Annotated in this window: 24 protein-coding genes and 2 pseudogenes; 17 read left to right on the forward strand and 9 right to left on the reverse strand. The window is 35.1% G+C overall.

The genetic code is table 11. The features are described 5' to 3' along the window. The first annotated feature begins 41 nt into the window (after nt 1-41). The 4 genes from OSJ91_RS09855 to OSJ91_RS09870 all read left to right on the forward strand — a co-directional run bounded on the left by OSJ91_RS09855 (nt 42) and on the right by OSJ91_RS09870 (nt 2,500). Nucleotides 42-446: a MerR family transcriptional regulator gene (locus tag OSJ91_RS09855; RefSeq protein ID WP_048680941.1), complete on the forward strand. Its 405-nt coding sequence runs from the start codon at nt 42-44 to the stop codon at nt 444-446. Between the two features lie 36 nt (nt 447-482). Then, on the forward strand, nt 483-1,817 hold the full coding sequence (glnA, locus tag OSJ91_RS09860; protein WP_053534438.1) for a type I glutamate--ammonia ligase: 1,335 nt from the start codon (nt 483-485) through the stop codon (nt 1,815-1,817). 136 nt (nt 1,818-1,953) lie between these two features. Then, entirely contained in the window at nt 1,954-2,370 is a 417-nt protein-coding gene (locus OSJ91_RS09865) for a peptidoglycan-binding domain-containing protein (protein ID WP_485891443.1), read from the forward strand. Continuing rightward, nucleotides 2,357-2,500 (forward strand): peptidoglycan-binding domain-containing protein, encoded by a 144-nt coding sequence (locus OSJ91_RS09870; protein WP_485891444.1) that lies wholly within the window; start codon nt 2,357-2,359, stop codon nt 2,498-2,500. The genes OSJ91_RS09865 and OSJ91_RS09870 overlap by 14 nt, the downstream gene beginning before the upstream one ends. 169 nt (nt 2,501-2,669) lie before the next feature. Here OSJ91_RS09870 and OSJ91_RS09875 read toward each other — a convergent pair whose 3' ends face one another. The 3 genes from OSJ91_RS09875 to OSJ91_RS09885 form a co-directional block, all read right to left on the reverse strand. Further along, complete coding sequence (locus OSJ91_RS09875; protein ID WP_328131739.1) at nt 2,670-3,248, reverse strand: hypothetical protein; 579 nt, start codon at nt 3,246-3,248, stop codon at nt 2,670-2,672. 27 nt (nt 3,249-3,275) lie between these two features. Beyond that, nucleotides 3,276-5,051 carry a DNRLRE domain-containing protein gene (locus tag OSJ91_RS09880; RefSeq protein WP_485891876.1) on the reverse strand — a complete coding sequence of 592 codons (1,776 nt, stop codon included), beginning with the start codon at nt 5,049-5,051 and terminating at the stop codon, nt 3,276-3,278. 251 nt (nt 5,052-5,302) lie between these two features. Beyond that, nucleotides 5,303-6,832, reverse strand: coding sequence for a multicopper oxidase family protein (locus OSJ91_RS09885; RefSeq protein ID WP_350302078.1), 1,530 nt, complete (start codon nt 6,830-6,832; stop codon nt 5,303-5,305). A 212-nt stretch (nt 6,833-7,044) separates the two neighbouring features. Between OSJ91_RS09885 and OSJ91_RS09890 the strand changes: the two genes are divergently transcribed. Continuing rightward, the gene (locus tag OSJ91_RS09890) at nt 7,045-7,224 is read left to right on the forward strand and encodes a hypothetical protein (RefSeq protein ID WP_485891445.1); all 180 of its coding nucleotides are present in this window, start codon (nt 7,045-7,047) and stop codon (nt 7,222-7,224) included. Between the two features lie 56 nt (nt 7,225-7,280). Here OSJ91_RS09890 and OSJ91_RS09895 read toward each other — a convergent pair whose 3' ends face one another. Both OSJ91_RS09895 and OSJ91_RS09900 read right to left on the reverse strand, forming a co-directional pair. After that, entirely contained in the window at nt 7,281-7,538 is a 258-nt protein-coding gene (locus OSJ91_RS09895; protein WP_485891446.1) for a hypothetical protein, read from the reverse strand. A gap of 1,200 nt (nt 7,539-8,738) precedes the next feature. Then, entirely contained in the window at nt 8,739-9,209 is a 471-nt protein-coding gene (locus OSJ91_RS09900; protein ID WP_485891447.1) for a hypothetical protein, read from the reverse strand. A gap of 256 nt (nt 9,210-9,465) precedes the next feature. Here OSJ91_RS09900 and OSJ91_RS09905 point away from each other — a divergent pair. Continuing rightward, nucleotides 9,466-9,684, forward strand: a pseudogene (locus OSJ91_RS09905) (HNH endonuclease); the annotation flags it as partial. A 41-nt stretch (nt 9,685-9,725) separates the two neighbouring features. On the opposite strand, the gene OSJ91_RS09910 reads toward OSJ91_RS09905, so the two are convergent. Both OSJ91_RS09910 and OSJ91_RS09915 read right to left on the reverse strand, forming a co-directional pair. Beyond that, a complete protein-coding gene (locus OSJ91_RS09910) occupies nt 9,726-9,830 on the reverse strand; it encodes a ribbon-helix-helix domain-containing protein (RefSeq protein WP_485891448.1) in 105 nt (34 codons plus the stop codon). 226 nt (nt 9,831-10,056) lie between these two features. Further along, nucleotides 10,057-10,911: a DnaJ domain-containing protein gene (locus OSJ91_RS09915; RefSeq protein ID WP_485891449.1), complete on the reverse strand. Its 855-nt coding sequence runs from the start codon at nt 10,909-10,911 to the stop codon at nt 10,057-10,059. Between the two features lie 670 nt (nt 10,912-11,581). On the opposite strand from OSJ91_RS09915, the gene ppsA reads away from it, so the two are divergent. From ppsA to OSJ91_RS09940, 5 genes are all read left to right on the forward strand, one after another. Beyond that, nucleotides 11,582-14,197: a phosphoenolpyruvate synthase gene (ppsA, locus tag OSJ91_RS09920; protein WP_485891450.1), complete on the forward strand. Its 2,616-nt coding sequence runs from the start codon at nt 11,582-11,584 to the stop codon at nt 14,195-14,197. A 450-nt stretch (nt 14,198-14,647) separates the two neighbouring features. Further along, complete coding sequence (locus OSJ91_RS09925) at nt 14,648-14,926, forward strand: ArsR/SmtB family transcription factor (RefSeq protein WP_350302837.1); 279 nt, start codon at nt 14,648-14,650, stop codon at nt 14,924-14,926. Between the two features lie 102 nt (nt 14,927-15,028). Further along, nucleotides 15,029-15,412, forward strand: a complete 384-nt coding sequence (locus OSJ91_RS09930; protein WP_485891451.1) for a VOC family protein — start codon at nt 15,029-15,031, stop codon at nt 15,410-15,412. Between the two features lie 361 nt (nt 15,413-15,773). Then, the gene (locus OSJ91_RS09935; protein ID WP_485891452.1) at nt 15,774-16,400 is read left to right on the forward strand and encodes a GyrI-like domain-containing protein; all 627 of its coding nucleotides are present in this window, start codon (nt 15,774-15,776) and stop codon (nt 16,398-16,400) included. Between the two features lie 309 nt (nt 16,401-16,709). Continuing rightward, nucleotides 16,710-16,922, forward strand: a complete 213-nt coding sequence (locus OSJ91_RS09940) for a hypothetical protein (RefSeq protein WP_350302084.1) — start codon at nt 16,710-16,712, stop codon at nt 16,920-16,922. Between the two features lie 234 nt (nt 16,923-17,156). Here the strand turns inward: OSJ91_RS09940 and OSJ91_RS09945 are convergent. Next, nucleotides 17,157-17,766, reverse strand: a pseudogene (locus tag OSJ91_RS09945) (FMN-binding negative transcriptional regulator). Between the two features lie 117 nt (nt 17,767-17,883). Further along, nucleotides 17,884-18,786 carry a DMT family transporter gene (locus tag OSJ91_RS09950; protein ID WP_485891453.1) on the reverse strand — a complete coding sequence of 301 codons (903 nt, stop codon included), beginning with the start codon at nt 18,784-18,786 and terminating at the stop codon, nt 17,884-17,886. Between the two features lie 161 nt (nt 18,787-18,947). Here OSJ91_RS09950 and OSJ91_RS09955 point away from each other — a divergent pair, with 161 nt between their 5' ends. From OSJ91_RS09955 to OSJ91_RS09980, 6 genes are all read left to right on the forward strand, one after another. Beyond that, entirely contained in the window at nt 18,948-20,324 is a 1,377-nt protein-coding gene (locus tag OSJ91_RS09955) for an aminotransferase-like domain-containing protein (protein WP_485891454.1), read from the forward strand. 317 nt (nt 20,325-20,641) lie between these two features. Beyond that, complete coding sequence (locus OSJ91_RS09960; protein WP_485891455.1) at nt 20,642-21,217, forward strand: LysE family translocator; 576 nt, start codon at nt 20,642-20,644, stop codon at nt 21,215-21,217. A gap of 16 nt (nt 21,218-21,233) precedes the next feature. Further along, nucleotides 21,234-22,010 carry an AraC family transcriptional regulator gene (locus tag OSJ91_RS09965; protein ID WP_350302089.1) on the forward strand — a complete coding sequence of 259 codons (777 nt, stop codon included), beginning with the start codon at nt 21,234-21,236 and terminating at the stop codon, nt 22,008-22,010. Between the two features lie 186 nt (nt 22,011-22,196). Next, nucleotides 22,197-22,574, forward strand: a complete 378-nt coding sequence (locus OSJ91_RS09970) for an FAS1-like dehydratase domain-containing protein (RefSeq protein WP_485891456.1) — start codon at nt 22,197-22,199, stop codon at nt 22,572-22,574. A 374-nt stretch (nt 22,575-22,948) separates the two neighbouring features. Next, on the forward strand, nt 22,949-24,118 hold the full coding sequence (locus OSJ91_RS09975; RefSeq protein WP_485891457.1) for an MFS transporter: 1,170 nt from the start codon (nt 22,949-22,951) through the stop codon (nt 24,116-24,118). 320 nt (nt 24,119-24,438) lie between these two features. After that, nucleotides 24,439-24,753: an MTH1187 family thiamine-binding protein gene (locus OSJ91_RS09980; RefSeq protein ID WP_485891458.1), complete on the forward strand. Its 315-nt coding sequence runs from the start codon at nt 24,439-24,441 to the stop codon at nt 24,751-24,753. Nucleotides 24,754-25,162 lie beyond the last annotated feature (409 nt).

Here is a 25,162-nt window from a genome sequence, read left to right on the forward strand (position 1 = left end):
TATAAAATTACTTTAAGATAAACAAAAGGAGGATGCTAAGAATGAGCGGCAACAACATTCGGCGTTCGATGCCTCTTTTTTCCATCGGAATCGTCATGCAGTTAACTGAGTTGTCTGCACGCCAAATTCGGTATTACGAAGAGCATCAACTTATTACTCCTATGAGAACAGATGGAAATCGTCGGGTTTTTTCATTAAACGATATCGATCGACTGCTTGAGATTAAAGATTTAATCGAACAAGGAGTCAATCTGGCCGGCATTAAAAAGATTTTCACTGTAAAGGAACAGAATTTACCTAAAACTCAAGAATTAGAACAAGCGGAAAAAATAAGGCATGACCTTAGTGACGAGGAGCTTCGCAAGCTTCTGCGTGCCGAGCTTTTACAAGGAAGCAAGCATCGAACATCTCTAAGACAAGGGGATATGTCCCGTTTTTTCCAATAAAAAATATGATTTATGAATTATTAGGGGGAATAGAAATTGGCAAAGTTCACACGTGAAGACATCACTCGTTTAGCGAAAGAAGAAAATGTTAAGTACATTCGTTTACAGTTTACTGACATTTTAGGGACAATTAAAAACGTTGAAATCCCAGTCAGTCAATTAGAAAAAGCACTTGATAATAAAATGATGTTTGACGGATCTTCCATTGAAGGCTTCGTTCGTATCGAAGAGTCTGATATGTACCTATATCCTGATTTAAACACATGGGTTATCTTCCCTTGGACTTCCGAAAAAGGTAAAGTGGCACGTTTGATCTGTGATATTTACAATACGGATGGAACACCTTTTGATGGAGATCCACGTGCTAACCTAAAACGTGTTCTTGCAGAAGCAAGAGAAATGGGCTTCACAGATTTCAATCTTGGACCTGAACCTGAATTCTTCCTATTCAAACTGGATGCAGCAGGCGAGCCGACGCTGGAATTGAACGATAAAGGCGGATACTTTGACCTTGCACCTACTGACCTAGGAGAAAACTGCCGTCGTGATATCGTTCTTGAGCTTGAAGAAATGGGATTTGAAATCGAAGCATCCCACCATGAAGTAGCTCCAGGACAACATGAAATTGACTTTAAATATGCAGATGCCATCTCAGCTTGTGATAATATCCAAACATTTAAATTGGTTGTTAAAACGATTGCCCGCAAACATGGTTTACACGCGACATTCATGCCAAAACCATTGTTCGGTGTTAACGGATCTGGTATGCACTGTAACGTCTCTCTATTCAAAGGCAACGAAAACGCATTTTATGATAAAGAAGGTAAATTGGAATTAAGCAAAACAGCTGAGCAATTTATCGCAGGTATCATTAAGCATGCTCCAAGCTTCACTGCGGTAACAAACCCAACTGTTAACTCATACAAACGTCTAGTTCCTGGTTACGAAGCTCCTTGTTATGTTGCATGGTCCGCTAAAAACCGTAGTCCATTAATCCGTATCCCAGCTTCACGCGGAGTAAGTACTCGCGTTGAGGTACGTAGTGTCGATCCAGCAGCAAACCCATACTTGGCACTTGCAGTTCTACTAAAAGCTGGTCTTGACGGTATCAAGAACGACTTGACTCCTCCAGCTCCAGTTGACCGCAACATCTATGTTATGAATAAAGAAGAACGTGAAGAAGTAGGTATCGTTGATCTACCAGCTACTTTATATGCTGCATTGGAAACATTAAAATCTGATGAAGTAATCAAAGAAGCATTAGGCGAACACTTACTTGAACACTTCATCGAAGCAAAAGAAATCGAGTGGGATATGTTCCGCACACAAGTTCACCCATGGGAACGCGAACAATATATGTCAATGTATTAATATCTAAAACCCTTGGCACCTCTGGTGTCAGGGTTTTTTTATTTGGTGGGCAAATCTAAGTTACATAAATCAAATTGATATTTGCCCACCATTTGCCTGGGGTGGAGATTGGTCAGGTTTTAAGGATTTTCCTCACTTGGAGATGACAGGTGGCTTATCCTATTCACAGTTACATGCAGGCAAAAAACCTACTCTTAGCCTGAAATTCAAGCCGGATTCTGAAGGTTTTGTTACTGAGCCACCTAAAAAAGAGGGTGCTCTCAATGTTAGTAAGCATCCATCCAAGAACAAAGGAGATAGTATTGTCGTTTCTATTCAAAAGACATTGAAAAACAGATATGGATTTAATCTAATTGTGGACGGAATTCCAGGCCCTAAGACTAAATCAGCTCTTATCAAAGCTTTGCAAATAGAACTTAATAAGCAATTTAATAAAAAGTTAGTTGTTGACGGTATGTGGGGACCAAAGTCTAAGGCTGCAGTCGTTACTATTAAAAAAGGCGCAAAAGGGTACATGGATTCTAAAGAGTGCACTTTATATGGAAGGATTTAGCCCTGGTTCACTTGATTCTATCTTTGGAAAAAGTACCGAATCAGCTTTATATAAGCTCCAAAAGGCACGGGGGATATCTGCGGATAAGAAAGCAGGTAAAGATACTTTCAATGAATTGTTTACTGCATAACAAGAGGATGAATAAAAAGAAATTCCGTGGAGATTAATACTATACTATTTAAATTCTCCCAAGTGGTGATTCCTCCATATTTATTAAAAGCCCTTCTCGTAATGAGAGGGGCTTTTCGTTTTTCTAATAAAGTAAAAAACTATTAACGATAATTGTTATATTGGAGCTCCTATTTACTTCCTAGCTTCAAAAGCTTTTTTCCAATTTTACTAAGCATTTTCTTGTGTTCTTTAAAGCTTTTTTCTTTAGGGAAATATTTTGTCATTGTTTCATAATAGTTTTTTCCTGCATCCATTATCTCTTCGATAAATTCAATGCGATTTACTTTTGATTGATAATATACTTTATAAGGAGGCTCTTCATCGTATATTTTCCATTCTATTTGCTCATTATTGATTTTCATTTTTAATATTATTGGATCAATTCCTAATAAACGTTCACTTTCAGCCTCTTCAACAAGATTTCTAAGCGAAAATATAATTTCATCCCACAAATTTAATCCGTTTAATTCAAAACCAAGTAGTATATCATTTCCTTTTTTTATCACAATACAAGTTTGAATATATGAAGATTCTATTTCATCATTTTGTATTAACTCTTTTATTTTTTCTGAATCGTCCAATGGGATATAACATAATTCAGGATAATCTTTATAAATATTGCCGGAATAACCAGACTTTAATTTTTCTATTAAATAATTTTGAACCAACACTTCAGGTTTTGGTATATAAGTCTCAATTTTTAACATTAAATTAGTTCATCCTTTTTTAAGAAATTAGTCATAATCAACTGAATTCCATCCTTTTGGATATAGAGTAGTAACGGACCCTTTCTTTACAACTAACCGATATTTTTTATTTAAATAATAACCGTCTAATACAACATTTTCGTTCTTATTATATTTATCAATGATCTTTTTTTCATTCCCCTTGTAATTAGCTATTGTAATAATAATATTCTCTATATCACTCATTGTAAATTCACTTGGAAGCATAGTATTATAGGATTTACTCGCATACCCTATTCCGGTATAGTATTTCGGGTGATGTTTTGAAAGAATATGTTCCATGCCCCACGATTGAGTACCATGTTCTAAAACAAGCTTTCTCTTGTATCCTTCCAGTTTGAATTTACGAAGTTCTGAATTTTTACTTAGGGATACTCCATACTTTTTTTCAATAGCATTTTCTACTTCTACTTCTTTTTTCTTTGTATAAGATTTAACACCTTTCCATATAACTCTGGTAGCATTTATTAATATCTTCAGTTTTCCCAGCTGTTGATATCCACCATTAGTATTTTCACCATCAGTTTCAATTTTCTCTAACCCTGAAACATCATTATCAGTTAGTTCAGGGTGATCAACTGGAATTTCATCTACACTTTTCTCTATATCTTCTTTATACATTTGATCTTTAGGAATTTGAATATTAGTTTTATCTGAATAAGATGAAGAACTACCTAGTTCATTATATGTGCTAACTTTAAAAGAATAATTTGATTCAGTATTACTTTTATTTGCATTTTTATAAACAGGAGTAGGATCATTTGCTAATTCTGTTCCCAATCCATCATTGTGTAATTGAAATTTTCCTGCTTCTATTTCTTCAACAGTTGGCCAAATTCCTTTTTCTTTAGTCGACCAAGCAGTATCAGCCCCTACATCAAACTCTTGATAGTCCTTACCATTAAATATACTAACTTTATACCCATCTGCAAAAGGTACAGGTTCCCAATCTAATTCAACGAATCCACTTGAAGAGGTTAGCGTATGAGCGGTTGCTAAGGCAGAACCAGGTTGCTGAATAGGAAATGTTGCTCTTGCATGTTTCGATAACGGACTACTTCCTTTTGGAAAATCAGCTATTATACGGACATAGTATGAATAGTTATTACCATAGTCGCTATATTCACTATCTTCTTCATAAGCTCTTTTGTAAACTGGCGTTGGATCCCAGGCAAGTTCTGTTCCACCTGTCTCGTTATGTTTTAGGGTGTAATCTTCATTTTCTATTTGATTATCGTTAGTCCAAATACCTTTTCCTTTTGTAGACCATTTAGTCACATTACCTACATCGAAGGTTTTATATTCGAATCCATTAAATATAGCAACTTTATACCCGTTTGCTCCATATACTGGTTCCCATGATACATCTAAATACCCGATATTCGTTTCAAGTGAATGTGCTGTTACTTTTGGAGCTTCTAAATCAGGGTAGTGATATGTAATTGAGAGATTTGCCTCATTGGCGCTCTCTGCAGCAGTAATCTTTTTCCAATGGGTTTTCCCATTTCCGTTAGCATGTAATTTGAAACCAAAGTTATCCTTGGATCCATTTACCCATGATTGGATAGTGTTTTTTACATCAAACTTTGCCCATTCATCCCTTGCTACGGATGTACTTGTAATAGGACTTGACTTGGGTTTGTTATTCCATGTCAATTCATCAGCATACCATTTATCATCAACTCTATCTACCCATAATCCTGTTTTTTCAGATACATAATAAGCATGAGTTACATACGTAGATAACACTGCCTTATCTATTATTGCTCCTTAGTGATATCATTAGTGTAATCGTTGAGGATTAATAAAAGCCCTTACTCGCTTTGAGTAGGGGCTTATTTTGTTTTGGCCCTGTTAAAGGGTGCTGTTGATTTTAGAAGTAAGAGAATCTATTCATGAATAGAACAGGGATAATCTAAAGATTTTTTTATTATTTCCAATAACATTATTTTAACTGAGAAAGAAGTACTCTCGATAAGACAAGCGAGCATAGAGGATTGTAAGGATACAGTCTATTATCGGATAACAATATATGGTCTCATCATCTCATAATCCTCGTGCTCCAATATATGACAGTGCCAAACATACAATCCTGTATAGGGACCAAACTTCATGATAATTCGAGTTACTTGTTTAGGATTAGCTCTTACTGTATCCTTCCTTCCTCGTTCTTGTGGTTCGGGTGGCAACGCGGGACCCGTATAATGGATAATTCTCTCCTTGTTATACTTTTCTACATCGAAATCTCTCCGGTCTAATATTTGAAAATCAATTAAGTGGAGATGAATAGGGTGTGTATCCGTAGTTAAGTTAATTAGATACCATATTTCGGTTGATCCCAATTTTGGATTTTCTGTAATAGGAGCATCCCAAGTTTTATTATCTAATAACATGAATTCCCGTCCGTACTGATCCATATTATCATTTAAAGTTAAGTATCTTTCCTTTGAAGCCGACTGTTCAATTATCTTTGAAAAAGGCTCCATATACGATGGAATAACACTGGTATCAATACTTGTAAGAGGAAGAGAGACTCTAAATTCCATCACTATACCTACTGCACTTGCGGGATCTCCATCTGGAAAAGGGGCGGGGGCGTCATTTGTCACAATAATGTTCTTTCCTACAAGATTGGTAAAATCAATGATGACATCTGCTCTTTCTGCTGGAGCAAGTATGATTTCTTTGATCCCTATCGGATATTCCATTAATCCGCTATCCGTCCCGATTTGATAAATGAGTTGTCCTGAATCCAGCTTGATCCTATAAAAACGGGAGTTAGAACCATTTAACAGCCGAAATCGGTATTTTCGTGGTTCCACTTCTAAATAAGGCCATACTTTGCCATTAACCAGGATTGTGTCCCCAAAAAATTCAGGAACGATTGATGTTTCTAATCCCTTAATCGGTTTATCTTGCTGGTTTGGATAATAAAGAGCACCGTTTTTATGAAATGATCTGTCTTGGATAATAAGAGGGATTTCATAGTCACCGCTGGGTAAATTTAATAAACGTTCACGATTATCTCTTATGAGATAAAAACCTGCTAGTCCCGCATATACATTGAGTCTCGTAATCCCAAGTGCATGGTCATGATACCATTGAGTAACAGATTTCTGGTTATTATCATATTGATATACTTCCTTTTTAAAATAAGGTCCTACTCGTTCGAATCCTTTTGTAAACCAAGCCTCCGGGTAGCCATCGCTTTCCGGTTCAACACTAGCTCCATGAACATGTACTACCGTTCGTACTTCCGGTACATCCACATGGGCACCATGCACCGTATAGTCTACCGGAAAAAGATGTTTTTCTGGAAGATTGTTGATCCATTTAATAAAAACTTTTTCTCCGCTCTCTACTTCAATTGTAGGTCCTGGGTAGCTGCCTTCATAGCCCCATACAGTTGTATCATTTTGCTCACTATGGAGTGATTGTTTAAATTCTGTCATATTAACTTCATAATAAGTTTGAAGTTGATCTTTCCATCGAGGTTTTAAAATAGGTGGGATAGGAAGTTCATCTACAAATTTAGGGAGAAGCATATTTCCGCTCCATTCTGATCATAATTAACTACTTTCTAAGTTTATAAAAAATACAAGCTTTGTATGACAAATTTAAATTGAACTAACGGGGCAGGTAGTTGAATTAGGAAAATGGTTTTTTGTGGTAAAAAAATAATAAAAGGTAACTTTTACCTTTTTAGATTGTATTAAAAGAGTAGCAGGAAATAAAATTGTCCTTTGGGGGTGAAAAGGTGGATTATGGATTATTGGTTATTGGTTATTGGTTATTGGTTATTGGTATAGCTCTTTTACTTGTATCGTACTTAGTAGCGAAGAAAACAACATCACTGGCAAACACGAGAATAGTAGCCTTTTCAAGACTTTCATTCCTTACATCCCCAATCAATTGTATTTGTGATTATCAAAATTGATAACACAAAACAACAGTAGCACAAAACGACAAATAAATGTTAAAATATACTAAATGTTATAAGTATTTACATTTAGTATATTTATCCATTCGCTTTTCTATAATGCCCCAAGAGAAATAAAACAATAGAGTGATGCCTAAAATTATGAAACCAGCTTGTGTGATATACATAAAGTCCCACTCTTTAACTTCTTTCTCTTCCTGGCCATTAAAATCTTGAATTACATAGTTCGAAGTTTCATAGTCCATGAAAATGTAACAAATGATTCCTCCTATAATTACTCCACCTATTAAAGATAATATGAACTTTTTCAAAGTTGTGTCCTCCTGCCCTTTATCAAATATGAATTAAGGATGAGATTTACAATCCCAAAAGCAAGTGCTTCTCAACCAATTCTTTAAAAACTTCCAATTCGGCTTGCTTAAGTGAATTCCCTATTTGTACAATCTCACCCCCCAAGTTTTACCATATCATATAGAGTTCTCTTAAGAGGGCTTTAATACCTTCAAAGTTAGGACAGTTATTAGATACATTCCTGCAACTTTGAATATTCGATTAGCTGTTTAGGTGCTTTTTTTATACTGTCCGTAAAAGGGGCACAATTCATTAATCGAGAGGGGCTTTTTTATTTATGCTATATTCATCAAATTGAACTGAGTATACTCGGCTAGTTCTTTAAAATCAATCAAAAACTGAATCCTATGAATCCACCAGATGGTTGGTACGGGGAAACAAAGATAATTTACAAAACGATATTGCCGTCCATGCCACAACTAAAAATTACAACACCTATAGGTAAGAAGGTTGGCAAAAAGAATTGTGGCAAAGAATGCTTAGATCACATTTAAAGTGGATAAGGAACACAAACTGCGACATAAGGGTTTGCGTTTTGGAATGATAATTATCTCTTCGTTACACTCGTTTTACATCTTAGACATGTTACTTCTTCGTAATGCATGAATCTAATCTTTCTTAGGTCCCTTCTTGTTAACATAGGGAATACTTGGTATCTGGCTCCGCACTCAAAAGTATTTTTATCTTTAACTATGTGTCTATCTTCTGTACTAGGTAAATAAATAGTAGGAAAAATCATTTAAAACCCTCTTTTAATTATTATAAGCAAAATCAAAAAATATAAATGTGCAACCTTGCACCTTAACAAATGAATCATTGGTTTAGGCGATTTATACTTTGCCTAACCAGAATTTTATCATGCATAAAGAATTAAATAGGATTTTTATAAAAACTTAACAAATCATTTACGAAACGAAGATAAAACAGTAGAGGAATTATGAAAAGAATGTGGGTGAGAATCCTAAAAAACTAATTAATAGGCAGAGAGAAGGGGAGTGATACTGCCTATGTTTAAAAATGGACCTTCTCTCTAGATACATTATTTCATTTTACTAGAACTATATAAAAAACGTCTGGCGAAGCCTAAGAAAAAAGAAGAATTAAACCAGTTGGTAGATCTATGAGGAGGAAATAAAAAAACACCAAAAAGGTGCAGGTGCTCAGTTAAATATCTTTTTAAAGTAATGAATATTCATTATGTTAATAGCAATTCCGATTATCGTAAACATAATTATATCGATTAGATTAGTTTCATCCATAGAATGATAAGGAGCGAAAAGTTCAATATATGTATAGGCAATGATAAATAAAGGTATTGACCATACGAAGGTATGCAAGAATAGAGGAATCGTTAAGCTAAAGAATGGTAAGAAAAAATCTAAATCTTTTCTACTTCTCTTTTTATAAATAACGATTAACAGATAGATTGCAATTACATCAATAATTGATGTCAAAATTAAATCTATAACATCATATCCATTCATAGATGAAGGGTTATAAACTACAGGATATGAAAGTACTGAAAGAGTAACTATTACCCAGAAGAATATACGGTATCTTTTCTTTTGTTTGTTGGTTATTGTTCCTTCCTGTAAAGCTAGGACGAGTTTGTTAATATTCCAGATATACATTGTTGTCTCCTTATGTAGTACAGTATCAGACTAATTATAGGTTAGGATTTGCTGAAAAGCCATCTTTATCAAGATAGTAGGGGAGATCTAGGGTCTATTATGATTATGATAATTCATGGGTAAGCAGGCTCACAATAACAAATACAAGCCTGATAAGTTAAGAAGTTCTATAAGTCAATGGAACGGTTTACGACGTGAATTTAACGAGTTAAGACAGTAGGCATTAGAGAGGGACAACCATGAGTGCCAACAGTGTAAGCGTGAGGGCAAGGTGCAAGTGGACTCTAAGAAGGTCGAAGGAGAACGTAAGACTGTTGAACTGAACGTACATCATAAGTATGAGATTGAACACTATCCGAAGCTTGCATGGGTATTGGAAAATCTCGAAACGGTTTGCTTGACCTATCATAATAAGCTGCACAACCGAGTGTTTGGAGCGACAAAGCAGAAGAAATGGGATGATGAGAGGTGGTAAAAGAAAAAAAGTACGGATTATTTACAGTATTTTTTAATGACTTATTGAATCGCTTGTTCAAGTAATCTTACTTGAGGAATCATTGTCTTTTCGGATACCAGGTTGAAGAGTTTGAAAACAATATTCACTATGCGATGGAATATCATTTACCAATAAATTTTAAATTGCACAACGAGGGGAATCCACATGATCTGCACGGGTATTGTTTGTAGTTACATCCTGTCACGAAAGAGTTACGTATTCAGAGGGAAGATAGTACCTTTGAGAAAATTCGATTTGATGAGATTATTGGTGCAATCGTTGAGGATTAATATAATTAAAGCCCTTCTCTTAATTGAGTTGGGCTTTAAATAACTACTATAAAATGGTTATTTAAGAAACTTTTAAATATATACAAAGATCATCATAGGCGTTTTTTACTTCTTTAAATTTATTGTCTGAATGTTTATATACATCTGGATGATATCTTTTTGCTAAATTCTTATATTGTTTTTTTATAATTTCTATATCTCTAGTGTTTTTTGGTAAATCTAATATACTAAGAAGGTTTTCAATTTTATTTTCTGTATTTATTTTTCCGTAAGAATCTTTGTACTTATTAACTAAGTCTATTGCTATATTATTAAGTCTTTCGATTTCGGCCTGTAATCTATTTATATATTCACTATTTATCTCAAGGTTATAATTTGTGTAATCAACAATTACCTTTCTTTTTATCATCATGTTAAACGTTAACAAATCAAGGAGGAATTCAAGTACAGTATCTTGAAAAGGTTTATCGAAGTTTCGACTTTTTTGTTCATCAATAATATAATTAATTGTCCTGGCTATACTAATTTCTGAATTTTGATTTAATGAAGAAACAAATTCACCATTTCTGTCTATAACTTGCAACCTTTCGCCGTTTATCGAAAAATACTGCGGTAGGATTCTTCTATCAGTAGCTTTATATAAGTTAATTTCAATTATTCCGCTTGAATTTTTAAAGGTAAGCAAACCTTCACCAAAACCATAAAAATAACTGTTTTCACCAAGTTTATAACCAAACACTGGACCTCTAACGAATACATTCATCTCCTCAATATAAAATCCTGATTCAAATTCCCCATCTGGAGAAATGTGTTTATTACTTACAGCCCCATCTTGATTTTCCAGTCTATTGGAATCTGAGTCAGAAAACCATTTAAATAAAATAAAAATAACAATAATAAAAATAATAAATCCCATAAAGTACTACCTTCCTTAACTTAATTAAAATATATTTTCATTTTAATACTTTTTGTGGATATTTTCACCAAGTTTTTATAAAAAATAAGCTAAAAGTAATGGGTAGTATATCATATGTTGATGTGTGGTAAGTGATTTTTAATTTAAATCAGTGTGTAAGTGGAAAGCAATGTGTTTAGTTTCATTAAAATTACCTTTAAAAGAGGACAGCGAAATATCATTAGATTTGTCCTTTAGCTAAAAATAGAAAAACCGTCCTCAAATTTAAGAGAACGGAGTTTCTTTGTTTTGTTGTTTATTTAATTGGAACAGTAAAAGAAATGTCTTTAGTGTCAAAGGACTCCGGAATAACGAAGCGTGTTAGTAACCGAGAAAGGACATTAAATAATGATGATTATGGCATGAAATTACTGTCATTTCTTTTAAAGTACTAAATTAAATCATGATGATACAGTTCTGCCAGGGCCAATTTATTTTGCTTCTGGTATTTTTTATGGAACTGCTTTCAAGGGGATGAACCGGGGCATTTGGTTACTGTATGGCAGTTGAACTCTTCCTCTTCCTAATTTAATTATAGCATATAAAAAATGGTAAAAATAGACTATTTATTCTTATTTGCTACTGCTAAAATACAATAGACCTTTATTGAGATTTGTGGGAGGGGTATAGAATGGGTTCATTGGTTCTCGGTTTTCAGGAAATGGAAAAAACACAGCTATTGCTCGTTGGCGGAAAAGGATTAAATTTAGGGGAATTATCAAAAATTGAAGGAATACAAGTACCAGAAGGATTTTGTGTTACAACAGTGGGATATCAAAAAGCCATCGAACAAAACGAAACGTACCAAGCTTTGTTGGATCGACTGACAATGCTAAAAGTAGAAGATCGTGAACAAATTGGTGAAATCAGCAGGAAGATTCGACATATCATTATGGAAGTAGATATTCCTTCCGATGTTGTGAAAGCAGTTACTCACCATCTCTCCCAGTTTGGTGATGAGCATGCATATGCAGTGCGTTCCAGTGCGACTGCAGAAGATTTACCACATGCCTCTTTTGCTGGTCAACAAGACACCTATTTAAATATCATCGGCGTCGATGCCATCTTGCAGCATATCAGCAAATGCTGGGCTTCCCTATTTACGGATCGCGCTGTAATCTACCGTATGCAAAATGGATTTGACCACAGTCAAGTTTATTTATCCGTTATCGTTCAAAGGATGGTTTTCCCACAGGCTTCAGGGATTTTATTTACAGCTGATCCGATTACTTCTAACCGGAAGCTGCTATCAATAGATGCCAGTTTTGGTCTTGGAGAAGCACTTGTGTCTGGCTTGGTATCTGCCGATTGTTATAAAGTGCAGGAGGAGGATATCGTCGATAAGATGATAGCAACGAAGAAATTGGCTATCTATGGACGAAAAGAAGGCGGAACAGTGAAACAACAAATCGATCCGGATCAGCAAAAGAAACAAACACTTACTGATCAACAGATTTTACAACTGGCACGCATCGGAAGACAGATCGAAGCTTATTTTGGTAGCCCACAGGATATCGAATGGTGTTTGGTTGATGATACATTTTATATCGTCCAGAGTCGTCCAATCACTACTTTATACCCGATCCCTGTTGCGAATGATCAAGAAAATCACGTCTATGTATCTGTCGGTCATCAACAAATGATGACCGACCCCATGAAACCATTGGGATTGTCTTTTTTCCTGTTAACGACTCCTGCACCTATGCGTAAAGCTGGTGGAAGGCTATTTGTTGATGTCACACATATGCTGGCTTCACCTGACAGCAGAAAAATGTTATTAGATGCCATGGGACAACACGATCTGCTCATGAAAGACGCACTCTTTACCATAATAGAGCGAGGAGATTTCATAAAATCTTTACCAAATGTTAAGCAAGAACAGAGTTCCGGTAAAAGCAATAAAGGTGTGATGTCTGCGGATTCTAGGGCACAAATCGAAAACGACCCGACAATCGTTTCTGATTTGATTAAGAACAGTCAAACATCGATAGAAGAGTTAAAACAAAACATCCAAACGAAATCAGGGTCGGATTTATTTGATTTTATTCTGGAAGATATCCAGATATTAAAGAAGATTTTATTTGACCCACAAAGTTCAGCTGTGTTTATGGCTGCTATGGATGCTTCATCATGGATCAATGAAAATATGAACAAGTGGTTAGGTGAAAAAAACGCAGCAGATACGCTTTCTCAATCTGTACCAAACAATATTACTTCGGAAATGGGTCTGGCGCTATTGGATGTCGCAGATGTGATTCGTCCTTATCCGGAAGTCATTGATTATTTACAACATGTAAAAGATGATAACTTTTTGGATGAACTGGTTAAGTTTGATGGTGGACAAAAAACGCAAGAAGCTATCTATGATTATCTCGGCAAATACGGCATGCGATGTGCCGGAGAAATCGATATTACTAGAACTCGTTGGAGTGAAAAACCAATTACACTTGTCCCGTTGATTCTGGGTAACATCAAAAACTTTGAGCCTAATGCCAGCAATCGGAAATTTGAGCAAGGGCGACAGGAAGCTTTGATAAAAGAACAAGAGTTATTAGATCGATTGAAGCAATTACCGGATGGTGATCAAAAAGCCAAAGAAACAAAACGAATGATCGACCTGATACGGAATTTCATCGGTTATCGTGAATATCCAAAATATGGCATGGTTAATCGCTACTTCGTTTATAAGCAGGCTTTACTGAAAGAAGCCGATCAACTCGTACAAATAGGCGTCATTCATGAAAAAGAAGATATATACTATCTCACTTTTGAAGAACTTTACGAAGTTGTGCGCACAAAAAAACTGGATTACCAGATCATCAGCAAACGGAAAGACGAGTACAAATTATATGAAAAACTAACTCCACCGCGTGTGATCACGTCTGATGGTGAAATCATTATAGGTGAGTACAAACGAGAAAATCTCCCAGCCGAAGCTATTGTAGGTCTGCCTGTTTCTTCTGGTGTTATTGAGGGAAGAGCACGTGTCATCTTAAACATGGAAGAAGCTAATCTAGAAGATGGAGATATATTAGTCACTTCCTTTACTGACCCTAGCTGGACACCATTGTTCGTATCCATAAAAGGCTTAGTCACCGAAGTTGGCGGACTGATGACCCATGGAGCGGTTATCGCACGTGAATATGGCTTACCAGCAGTTGTTGGGGTGGAACATGCGACCGAACTGATAAAAGATGGGCAACGAATTCGAGTGCATGGGACAGAAGGGTATATCGAAATATTGTAATTGCTGAATACCTTACAGTATAAAGGATGTTATATTGAAATTCTTATCTTTGTTATAGAATAATCATTTTTATGTTCTCTAAGTCCGTTAAAATGCCAAAAATCCCTGTTTTTTGATCGAAATCAGGGATTTTTTCTATGTTAAATGATAGTAATTGATTTATAAACACTTCAATGGAGTAACACTTCATATGAGATGGATATCGTAAATTGTATGGAATCAGACTAACTGGAGTTGAATAAGAAACGTTTTAAAAAAACATACAAGGTGCTTATAATTTTAACTAGTGTGTTACTTTTTTGTTGAAAAACAGTTTAAATTTCTAAAATGGTTCAAACTACTATTATGTGACTTTAACTTGTTAAGTTTGCATGATACGGTTCCTTTGTCACGCAACCGTGCAGTTGCTTATGATTGACAAGCAACCGTAGAGTTGCTTATAATCGATATATGAATTGGGACAAAGACGCTATATTCAAAGCACTAGGCGATTCGACTCGTCGACTTATATTAGACGAACTATCCGAACGCAATGAGTTGACGCTGTATGAACTTACGGTACGTCTCATTATGAAGCACGACCTTTCCATTTCGAGACAGGCGATAGCTAAACATCTTTCTGCATTGGAAGATGCAGGGCTTGTAAATTCAAAACGAAAGGGAAAATATCGAGTACTTATGTTCAACAACGAACCACTTAAAAACTTGTTGAAAGGATGGATAGAGTAATCTTTTCGGAACAGGACTTCTGACGAATGTGGGTTGTTTTGCTTGCAGCCAGATTGTTAGCAGAACACCATACGTTGCAAATATCTAAGGAGGCAAAACATTATGAAAATCATTGTTACCAGTATATTCGTACAAGACCAAGACAAGGCACTGGAATTTTATTCAGAAAAGCTGGGATTTGAAAAAAAACAGGACGTTCCTATGGGGAAATTTAGGTGGATTACGCTTGTTTCTCCCGATGCTCATGACGGTACCGAGCTGTTACTCGAACCGAATGAGCACCCTGCCGCCAAGGAGTATCAAAAGAAGATATTTTCCGAAGGCATCCCAGCAACAATGTTTGGCGTGGCAGATATTAGTAAAGAGTACGAACGATTATTGGAAAACGGCGTGAAGTTTACTATGGAGCCGACAAAAATGGGCGAAGTCACAATAGCTGTCTTCGACGATTCATGCGGCAACCTTATTCAGATAATGCAGCAGTAACTTTATGATGAAATACAAGTAATTGGTATATGAGTTTAAAGCTTTTCTTGTTCAATTAAATTCAAGGGCCCGATTGTGGAACTAGAAGTAAAAGGGTGGTACAAATATGTACCACCCTTTCTTGGCGGGGTAATCTAAGAATTCAGAGCATACTATACAATATTGTGTATTTGACGTAATCTATCATATTGGTCAAAAGGTAACACAAAAGATAACTCGATGGATGTACGGGAATAGCCCAGCTTGATTTAGTAAAACAAAAAGGGCTCGAAGGAATTGTCCAGATGAAGGTTTAATTAAAAGGACGTTGAAGTAGTAATCAAACATAATGAAAAGTTATAGAGAAGGGGAACAAAAAATAATGAAATACGAATGGAGAAAACAAGAGAAGAATATATATATCCCAAAACAAAAATCTGAACTTGTAACAATTCCAGAACAGAAATTCTTTTCCATAAAGGGAAAAGGAAATCCAAATGAGCACGAATTCGCTGAAAAGATAGGTGTTCTTTATTCAGTGGCTTATGCAATCAGAATGATGCCGAAGCAAGGATACACTCCAGATGGATATTTTGAATATACCGTATATCCATTGGAAGGAATATGGGATTTAACAGAAGAGGGAAGAAAAAAAGATACTTTAAATAAAGATGAATTATTATATACGATCATGATTAGACAACCAGATTTTGTTACAAAAGAAGTAGTGGAGAGAGCATTTGAACATGTAGGAAACAAGAAACCACATCCATTCCTTAATGATGTAAAGTTCGGTACATTTCATGATGGATTATCTGTCCAAATGCTTCATGTAGGTCCATATGATGATGAACCTCAAAGTTTTAAATTAATGAATGAATTCATAAAAAATAATAATCTTGAAAGAACTTCATTACAACACAGAGAAATATATCTTTCAGATTTTAGAAAAGTCGAACCTGCTAAATTAAAAACTGTTTTGAGATATAAGGTTAAGCCAATAGAATAGAATAAACTCTTAGCTGTTAACATGCATTCATTATTTAATGTAGCAAAGATTGAAGGAGTGTACATAAAGTAAAAGGTGCATTATTTCCATAGGATGCAATAAAGTAGTCCTTAAAAATAAAGTGAACCTAAAAAGTTTTCCATAATCGGGTGTGATAGTATGGCTCATTAAATGAGGCTGTAAAAGAGGACCTAACAGCCCGCCTTATTTTACCTATTGAAAAACATTAACATCTATTATTTTCGGGTGCTTTTCTTTGCAGGGAATTGGTCCCTTTTGTCAAATTAATTAAACAAAGGGGATGAAAAAATGAATGATGATGAGAAAATCGGTATTTTATTGTCCAATATGACAAACGAATTAGTGTCGAGTAGAGTAAGGGTTAGAGCTATAGTAGAATTACTGGAAGAAAAAGGTCTAATAACCCGCGGAGAGTACGAAAACAGGTTTAAAAAAGTTTTTGAACGTGATGCAATTTCGTATAGAAATGATCTATTGAAAGAAGTCAAAATTGATGAATAAAAGGAGGAGGCATCCATTAATTTGGGTGTTTTTTTTGAGGTGAGAACGATGAACCATGATAAGAAAAATAACCGAAGCCAGTGAAACTAAGTCGTAGGATCTAAGAAGACCTAATGAATATGAAAGCTTTTACATATAAGAATTTTACAATACGAGATTTAAACCTAATGTGAAAAAAGAAAGAGCGTTAATCCTAATTTGATCAACACTCCCGATAGTTCAGTAACATTCATGTTATTTTTTTAGATTTGATTTCATTAATAATGAAATCTGTTGCTCATCCGTATTTGACATTTGTTCCAGTTGATCAACAATTAACTTTTGTCTTTGCAATGGATGATATTGACTTAACTTAGCTTTCCCTTCTATTTTGTTGATTTTTATTTTGAACCCTTGAATTCCTTTGTTCATACCAGCGAGAAACTCAGCATCTACATTATGCAAACTGTATGAGCTGTCAGGGGCTTCGTACTTCGATACCATATCATGTAGGGCGCTCATTAATTCATGTTCATCCTCTTGAAGTTCGACTTCTCCGTAAACATGGACGGTCACATAATTCCACGTTGGTACTGCATTTTTCTTCTCATACCAAGATGGAGAAATATAACAATGCGGTCCATGGAAAATAGCTAAGACGGTTTGATTTTTGATGTCTTTCCACTGAGAATTAGGACGGGCAAAATGTCCATATAAGCATGAATTATCCTCGTTCAATATTATTGGTAAATGAGTCGCGTAAGGCATTCCATTATGTTGAGAAAAAAGAGTCGCAAAACTATGTTCCTTCAATGTCAAAGGCAAGTGTTTCGTCTTTAATGTTAAATTGTGCAGGAATATACATTTTTTCTCCTCTCAGAATCTTTTCTTAGCATTAAATTAATAATTCACCTATAAAATAAGTCAATATTCATGACAACTTCTTCATCTAATACAATTCTATAAGCTATATTTCATACAGTTAGCTTTTCCCTGATACAGCTACTTTTTTTGTTACGGGAGCATTTTTGCCTATTATGACAGAAAAGACAACAATCACTGCTGTTACAAGAGTGAAAGATGTGATGGATTCATCTAGAAATACTGTTGCAAATAGAATCATCAAAAATGGTTGTAAGTATTGAATCTGACTAACCCTTGATATTCCGCCCACAGCCATTCCGCTATACCAAGCAACATATGCTAGAAATTGACTAACCACTGCGAGATAAATTAAACTAACCCAAGCTTGGATAGGGGCATGGAGCATTTCGGTTGTAAGGTTTAGTCCAACTGGAATAATGAAAAATGGAGCACCGATCATTATTGCCCAAGCAATCACTTGCCAGCTGCCTAATTCTTTTGCTAATTTCCCCCCTTCTGCGTAACTAAGTCCCAGTATGATCACTGCCGTTAATAAAGCTAAATCGGCAAATTGCAATTGACCGAATCCAAGATGAAGTGCATACATTATAACAGCTAAAGAGCCGATTATACTTGAAACCCAGAATTTGATTGAAGGGATTTCACCTGCTCTAAACATAGCAAATCCAGCTGTTGCTAACGGTAACAGTGCTACTTCTACAGCTCCATGAGAAACAGGCAAGGATTCCATTGCCCAAGAAGTGAGGAGAGGAAATCCTAAAACTGCACCAACAGCAACAATAAGTAGACTTTTGAATTGGCTTGGAGAAGGCAGTTTTTCCTTTCGAACGATCAATACCACAGCTACTAAAATAGCAGCAACAACCGTTCTTCCTAAACCGACGACCGTAGTCCCAAAATACTCTACAGCAATACTTGTAGCGGGGAGCGTTAAGCTAAAACAAATGACGCCTACTAATCCCAACAATAATCCTAATTTCTCCCTGGTTACTCCCTGCATCTTACCCAACCCCAATCTTTATATTTTGTATCACATCTGTACCATTGTTTATTTATCATAAAAAACAGTTTTGCTATAATTAACATACTATGAGTACATACAATAAAAATAAACCCATTTTTTACCCATCTGACCTGGTACAGTTTAAGGAGGATTAATTGATGAACTCAAAATATATTAAGATAATGGAAGAAATTAAGCTTCGACTAGCAGGTGGTTCGCTAAATGCAGGCAGTAAACTTCCTTCTGTTCGTCAGTTATCTGAGTATTTTTCATGCAGCAAGAATACGGTCATTAAAGCATACGACGAACTTGAAAAAGAGCATTTAATTTATTCTGTTCCTAAAAGCGGCTACTATGTTGTGAATGATTATCAAAAAGCGGCGGAAGAAAATGGGGTGATTGATTTTTTGTCTGCCGGTCCAGATAAAAATGTTATGCCTTATGTGGAATTTCAACATTGTATGAATCAAGCAATTGACCATTATAAGGAAGAGCTTTTTACATACTCTGATCAACAAGGGCTTTACCAACTGCGAGTGCAGTTGGTGAAATATTTGCAAAATTTACAGGTATTCACTCAACCGGAGAGATTAGTGGTTGTTTCTGGCTCGCAGCAAGCCCTCCATTTATTAGTTTCTATGCCATTTCCAAATGGGAAAAACAATATTCTAATTGAACAGCCTACTTATTTTGGATTCATTGAGTCGATCAATCTGCATCAAGCTACTACTTTTGGGATTGAATTATCAATGGAAGGGATTGATCTGGATCGACTGGAATACATTTTTCGAAATAATGATATAAAATTTTTCTATATTATCCCGAGATTTCACAATCCACTTGGACATAGTTACACGAATGGCGAAAAGAAAAAAATCGTTGAGTTAGCTGAAAAATACGATGTATATATAGTGGAGGATGATATTTTAGGAGACCTTGATCCAAATCCAAAATCAGATCCTTTATTTTCTTTTGATCCTTCTGGGAGAGTGATTTATATTAAAAGCCTTTCGAAAATTTTTCTCCCCGGGTTAAGGATTGGGACTGTCGTTCTTCCTGCATTAATGATTAACAATTTCTTGCGATATAAATTCAGTTCGGATTTTAACAGTTCAGCACTTTCTCAAGGTGCGCTAGAAATCTACTTAAAAAGCGGTATGTTTAATAGTCATCTCAAAAAAGTAAAAGAGGTATACCGAACTAAAATGCAAATCCTTCAAGAAGCATGTGAATTATTGCTGCCGGCTAATACTTCTTTTTCTAAACCGAATTCAGGATTCTATCTTTCCATCAGTTTGCCCGAGAATGTGAAAGCAAAACAGGTGGTTCATATGCTAAACGAGCAGCATATATATGTTGATGATGCCTCAAGGATGTTTTTAGCAGAATATAAAAAGGAAAATCTCGTTCGATTATGCATCTCTCAAGTGAACGAGAGTCAAATTAAACTAGGGGTAGAACGATTGGCTCACTGTATTGCTTTAATTGACAGAAGAAAAAATCATATTACTCCAAATAACTTTTTACTCATATAGTAATGGTAAGTTTTTATAGAGGGCAGTATCAGAGGATTATACGTTTTCTAAGCATATATCAAAACGGTTGATTATGTAACTTAGAATTTGAGCGATCATTCGAGACATATTTACTTACTTTCAAAAACTGTAAACTATCCTTTGATGTTCTTTTTGAAATAAACCTTTATGTACTCCCATATTACAAAAGGCAAGATAAAGGGTTAAAGCTGTTTTCTGTGAGGTCTTTGAGGTACCCTAATAAACCTGCAATAATATACTATATACCAATTGATTTTAAGATGTAATATATGGGTTACTTGAAAGGAGTTTTCCTCATGAATATTACATCTTTTTTAATTTACTGTTTTATTGTAACTTTTACACCAGGACCTACTAATATCGTGATATTATCCACAGTGCATAATATGGGGACAAAGAAGGCAATGGAATATACGTATGGAGCAACTATTGCTTTTGGTTTATTACTTGTTATTTCTGCTATGTTGAATACTATGCTAGTAACGATAATCCCCAAAATTTTAATTGTAATGCAGATAATCGGAAGCTTTTATATGTTCTATCTCGCTTATCAAATTTACAAAATGGATACATCAAAACCAACTGTAAACCAAACTGCCACTTTTATGTCAGGCTTCCTTATGCAGTTTTTAAATCCTAAGGTGGTTCTATTTACAATGACTGTAATTCCCAGCTTTATTATGCCACACTATACTGCAATGCCTGCAGTGACAATAAGTGTTGTTTCTATAACTATTGTAGGATTTTTAGCTTTTATTACATGGGTTCTTTTCGGTAAGCTCTTCAAGGAGTTTTTACAGAAGCATGAAAAGTTTGTTAATGCCGTGATGGCATTATCTTTAGCTTGTTCTGCTATAATGATTTGGTTGTAGATAAGGGGTGAATTAATTGGACAAATTTATCTATAAAAAATCTGCAGGTATTACGGCGTTGTCAGCCAGTATAACTGATTTTACGTATAAAAAGCACTCTCACAAGGAATATGCTATAGGTGTAACATTGCGTGGTATTCAACATTATAACTTGGATGGAAGTTTACAATTGTCATATCAAAATGGTGTTATGCTTTTTAATCCAGAACAGGCACATGACGGAATGGCACATGATGAGGCAGGTCTTGATTATGTTATGCTATATATTGAGCCACAATTGCTTTTAGAGGTTATTGAGAAAAAGGATTTAGTACGATTTTCAACTCCCATTGTGTATGATTATAGAATTGAACAAAGAATATTAAATCTTTCTAATGCTATTTTAAGTGATAAAGATGAGGCTTTGTGCAGTGAATTACTCTTATCCCTCGCAGATAGCCTTATTCAAACTAATCTTTCTACAGACTGTAAGAAAGATAACGCTTCAATTAGAAAAGCAAAGGATATGTTTCATACCAATTTAGACAATGTACTTAAACTTGACGAGATATGTAAAGAGCTTAATTTATCTAAATTCCAGTTTATCAGATTATTCAAGGCCCATACTGGAATTTCACCATACCAATACTTTCTTAACTGCAAGATAGAACGTGCAAAGCAGCTAATAGAAAAAAACGGAGATATTTATTCAGCTGTTGCTGATTGTGGTTTTGTTGATTTAACCCATTTAAATAAACATTTTAAAAGCGTATATGGAATAACGGCATTTGAATATATGTCACATTTAAAATGAGAAGGGATAAATTAAGACTGATTCTTTTACAATAAAATCTAAACATTACAGCATTTTTAATGGGGAGAATTTGCACATTAGACGTTACCACGGCTATCTATCCTGAAAAACTTCAAGTAATATAATGACGACAATCGTTTAAGTCTACACGATTAAATTAGGATAAAAATACAAGGGGGTATAAAGTTGTCTTTAAACGTAGGGGATATTATTAAATTTGAACGGACTTTCACTAAAGAGGATGTTGAATTGTTCACAAAAGTATCCTGGGATGAGGGGAATCACCATATTACTCCCGATGAACAGGGGAGACTTGTTATTCAAGGGTTGTTGACTGCTTGTTTACCAACAAAAGTTGGTGGAGAAAACAATGTACTGGCTCGTACTATGAATTTTGAGTTTGTTAAACCAGTTTTTACAGGAGATACAATAATATGTGAAGTAACGATCGAAAAGTTTGAAAAGAAAGATAATGGTAGAATATCTATATTGGCAACTTTCCTATGCGCAAATCAGAATGAGGAACAAGTATTAAGAGGAAGCTTTGCGGGAGTCATATTATAAACGTATATACTTAGCTGCTTAATTTTATTCTGATTATTGTTTTTGAACTGATTCTATAGCCTAGTAATTTTAAAGCATCCTGTCGAGGATGTTTTTTTATTGGAATAAATATACAATGGCAAAAACTGTGATGTTAATTCCTGTAGGATGACAATAAAGTTGCTCCAATTACTATAAAGTCATTTAATTTTTAATAAAGCTGTTTAAAAATTAGCTTGTTTATAAGTGGAGGTTCTGATATGATTGTTTGATAATTTTTTAAAGGGTTTAGAGAGGGTGAGTCAATTGACTAAAAACCTTAGACAATTGAAAAACGTTTCGGTGTTCCAAACGCTTCTAACTTAGAAAATAATTTAGAAGCGAGGAATAATTATATGAAAAATCAAAGAATCTTTAATAAATCATTTCTTTTTTTATTTATAAGCAACTTTTTAGTTTTTATTGGGTTTGAAATGTTGCTTCCTATTTTGCCTGCCTATTTGTTAAGCATGAATGCATCTTCCATTCAGGTTGGTCTAGTAACATCATTATTTACGATAGGTGCTGTTTTAATCAGGCCTTTTGTAGGTTACTATTTAATTGATAACCAGAGGAAAAGTCTAGCCATTTGTGCAAGTGCAGCCTTAATGATTATAACAATGCTGTATCCATTTCTTAATATTATATGGCTTCTTCTATTGTTACGAATTTTCCATGGTGCAGCGTGGGGAGTATCGACCACAGCTAATAGTACAATAGTAGTTGATTTAATTCCAAAGACAAGATTAGGAGAAGGAATAGGGTATTTTTCTATATCTACAACAGTCGGGGCTATCGTTGCACCAAGTATAGGTATCCTTATCTATGACTCTTTTTCCTTCGATATTTTAATTTGGTCATCAGTTGTACTGAGCCTATTGGCAGTAATTGCGCTTCAATTTGTATATTCACCTACCACTGTAAAGCGTGAGAAGAAGCCATTTCGCTTTTTGGATATGATTTTTGAAAAAGACGTATGGTTCCCAGCATTACTTACAGTTATTACAACACTTGGTTTTGGGGCTATCATTACATTTTTGGTTCTTTTTGGAAAACAAAGGGAAGTAGATCATATTTTTCTATTCTTCCTTATCAATGCAACTGTCTCAACTTTACTACGTCCGTTTACCGGAAAATGGTATGACAAAAAAGGACCTTGGTCTATTATCATTATGTCAGCTGTGTTAGGATTTTTTTCACTTGTTATCCTGTCGTATACGACAAATGATTCTCAACTTATCATTGCGGCGATTTTCTTTGGGGCAGGTTATGGAACTGTTATGCCATGTTTACAAACATGGACTGTTCAAAAGGTAAGTGAAGAAAAAAGAGGAGCAGCCAACGCAACCTTTTTTTCCAGTTTCGACGTAGGTGTTGGAGTTAGCGCATTTGTATTAGGTATTTTAGCTGAATGGATCAGTTTAGAGATGATCTTCAGGTTTGTTAGTCTAAGTTTTATTGTTGTTGCTGTTTTAGTCTATAAGGATTATTTAAATGAAAAGATAAGGCATAATAAATCGATCTAAAACAAATCCACCTCTATTTTAATAGAGGTGGATTTGTTTACTGGAAATACCAATTCTACTCGTACGTATATAAGGGATGTATAAAAAAAGCAGCTGATGACCTAGTCAGCAGGTCAAGTGTCAAAAATCAATAATTCTTTTTTAATTGACCGAATTTTCTTGCCAGTAGAAGTGCTTTGATTTTCGAATTCCACGCTGCAAAGCTATATCAAATTTCCCAGGTGCGAAGTTTGAGTTATAATAGTAAAAAACATCCGTCTATGTAGGATGGATGTCAGTAAGCTTCTTGATTAATACATAAAAAGGATTGGTGAATAAAAATGGCAATTGTTGATGTAACGGTTATTCCTGTCGGTACACAAACTCCAAGTGTTAGCAGCTATGTGGCAGATATTCAAAAAGTATTAAAGCAATATGAAGATAAGGGAGAAATCCGTTTTCAACTGACACCCATGAATACAATCATTGAAGGCGACCTGCCTAAATTGTTTGAAGTGATCCAAGCGATGCACGAAGTACCTTTTGAAAAAGGTCTTGCTAGAGTCTGTACGAATATCCGAATCGATGACCGTCGTGATAAAGAACGCAAGATGGAAGACAAAGTAAAGCGAGTGAAGGGCATGCTTGAGGAATAACAGCTTCTGCAGTAATAGGGTCTCGCAGTGAAATTAGTTCATAACTGTTTGGAACCATGGGAATCCTTAAGGAGACTTCATGCGGAAACTTTTTCCGTGTATTAAGCAATTATACAAACCAGTCCATGCGGCAAATCCTGGTCGCATGGACTTTTCTTATGGCAAAAATTATCCGAATACAGATATACCTCGATTTTCGTCTTTCGTCGATAAATTGCTTTTTTTCGGAGATATATCCTGCTTTTCGAAGATATATTGCTGTTTTCGGAGATATATCCTGCTTTTCGTCGATAAATTGCTTTTTTTCGGAGATATATCCCGATTTTAAATTAATGTCAATGTATTAATAGCTTTAAAGCCTTGGTATTACTGATTTATCAGTTACTAAGGCTTTATTTATTAAATAATG

The organism is Bacillus sp. T-10(2022) (assembly GCF_056502895.1).

Bases quoted from the DNA above. Each gene is read 5' to 3' on its own strand.
- OSJ91_RS09940 (WP_350302084.1), top strand. From the start codon at position 16,710: ATGAATGATGATGAGAAAATCGGTATTTTATTGTCCAATATGACAAAC.
- OSJ91_RS09900 (WP_485891447.1), bottom strand. From the start codon at position 9,209: ATGTATATCTGGAATATTAACAAACTCGTCCTAGCTTTACAGGAAGGA.
- OSJ91_RS09875 (WP_328131739.1), bottom strand. From the start codon at position 3,248: ATGTTAAAAATTGAGACTTATATACCAAAACCTGAAGTGTTGGTTCAA.
- OSJ91_RS09855 (WP_048680941.1), top strand. From the start codon at position 42: ATGAGCGGCAACAACATTCGGCGTTCGATGCCTCTTTTTTCCATCGGA.
- OSJ91_RS09915 (WP_485891449.1), bottom strand. From the start codon at position 10,911: ATGGGATTTATTATTTTTATTATTGTTATTTTTATTTTATTTAAATGG.
- OSJ91_RS09980 (WP_485891458.1), top strand. From the start codon at position 24,439: ATGGCAATTGTTGATGTAACGGTTATTCCTGTCGGTACACAAACTCCA.
- OSJ91_RS09935 (WP_485891452.1), top strand. From the start codon at position 15,774: ATGAAATACGAATGGAGAAAACAAGAGAAGAATATATATATCCCAAAA.
- OSJ91_RS09975 (WP_485891457.1), top strand. From the start codon at position 22,949: ATGAAAAATCAAAGAATCTTTAATAAATCATTTCTTTTTTTATTTATA.
- OSJ91_RS09955 (WP_485891454.1), top strand. From the start codon at position 18,948: ATGAACTCAAAATATATTAAGATAATGGAAGAAATTAAGCTTCGACTA.
- OSJ91_RS09950 (WP_485891453.1), bottom strand. From the start codon at position 18,786: ATGCAGGGAGTAACCAGGGAGAAATTAGGATTATTGTTGGGATTAGTA.
- OSJ91_RS09925 (WP_350302837.1), top strand. From the start codon at position 14,648: ATGAATTGGGACAAAGACGCTATATTCAAAGCACTAGGCGATTCGACT.
- OSJ91_RS09960 (WP_485891455.1), top strand. From the start codon at position 20,642: ATGAATATTACATCTTTTTTAATTTACTGTTTTATTGTAACTTTTACA.
- OSJ91_RS09910 (WP_485891448.1), bottom strand. From the start codon at position 9,830: ATGATATTCCATCGCATAGTGAATATTGTTTTCAAACTCTTCAACCTG.
- OSJ91_RS09885 (WP_350302078.1), bottom strand. From the start codon at position 6,832: ATGCTTCTCCCTAAATTTGTAGATGAACTTCCTATCCCACCTATTTTA.
- ppsA (WP_485891450.1), top strand. From the start codon at position 11,582: ATGGGTTCATTGGTTCTCGGTTTTCAGGAAATGGAAAAAACACAGCTA.
- OSJ91_RS09870 (WP_485891444.1), top strand. From the start codon at position 2,357: ATGGAAGGATTTAGCCCTGGTTCACTTGATTCTATCTTTGGAAAAAGT.
- OSJ91_RS09930 (WP_485891451.1), top strand. From the start codon at position 15,029: ATGAAAATCATTGTTACCAGTATATTCGTACAAGACCAAGACAAGGCA.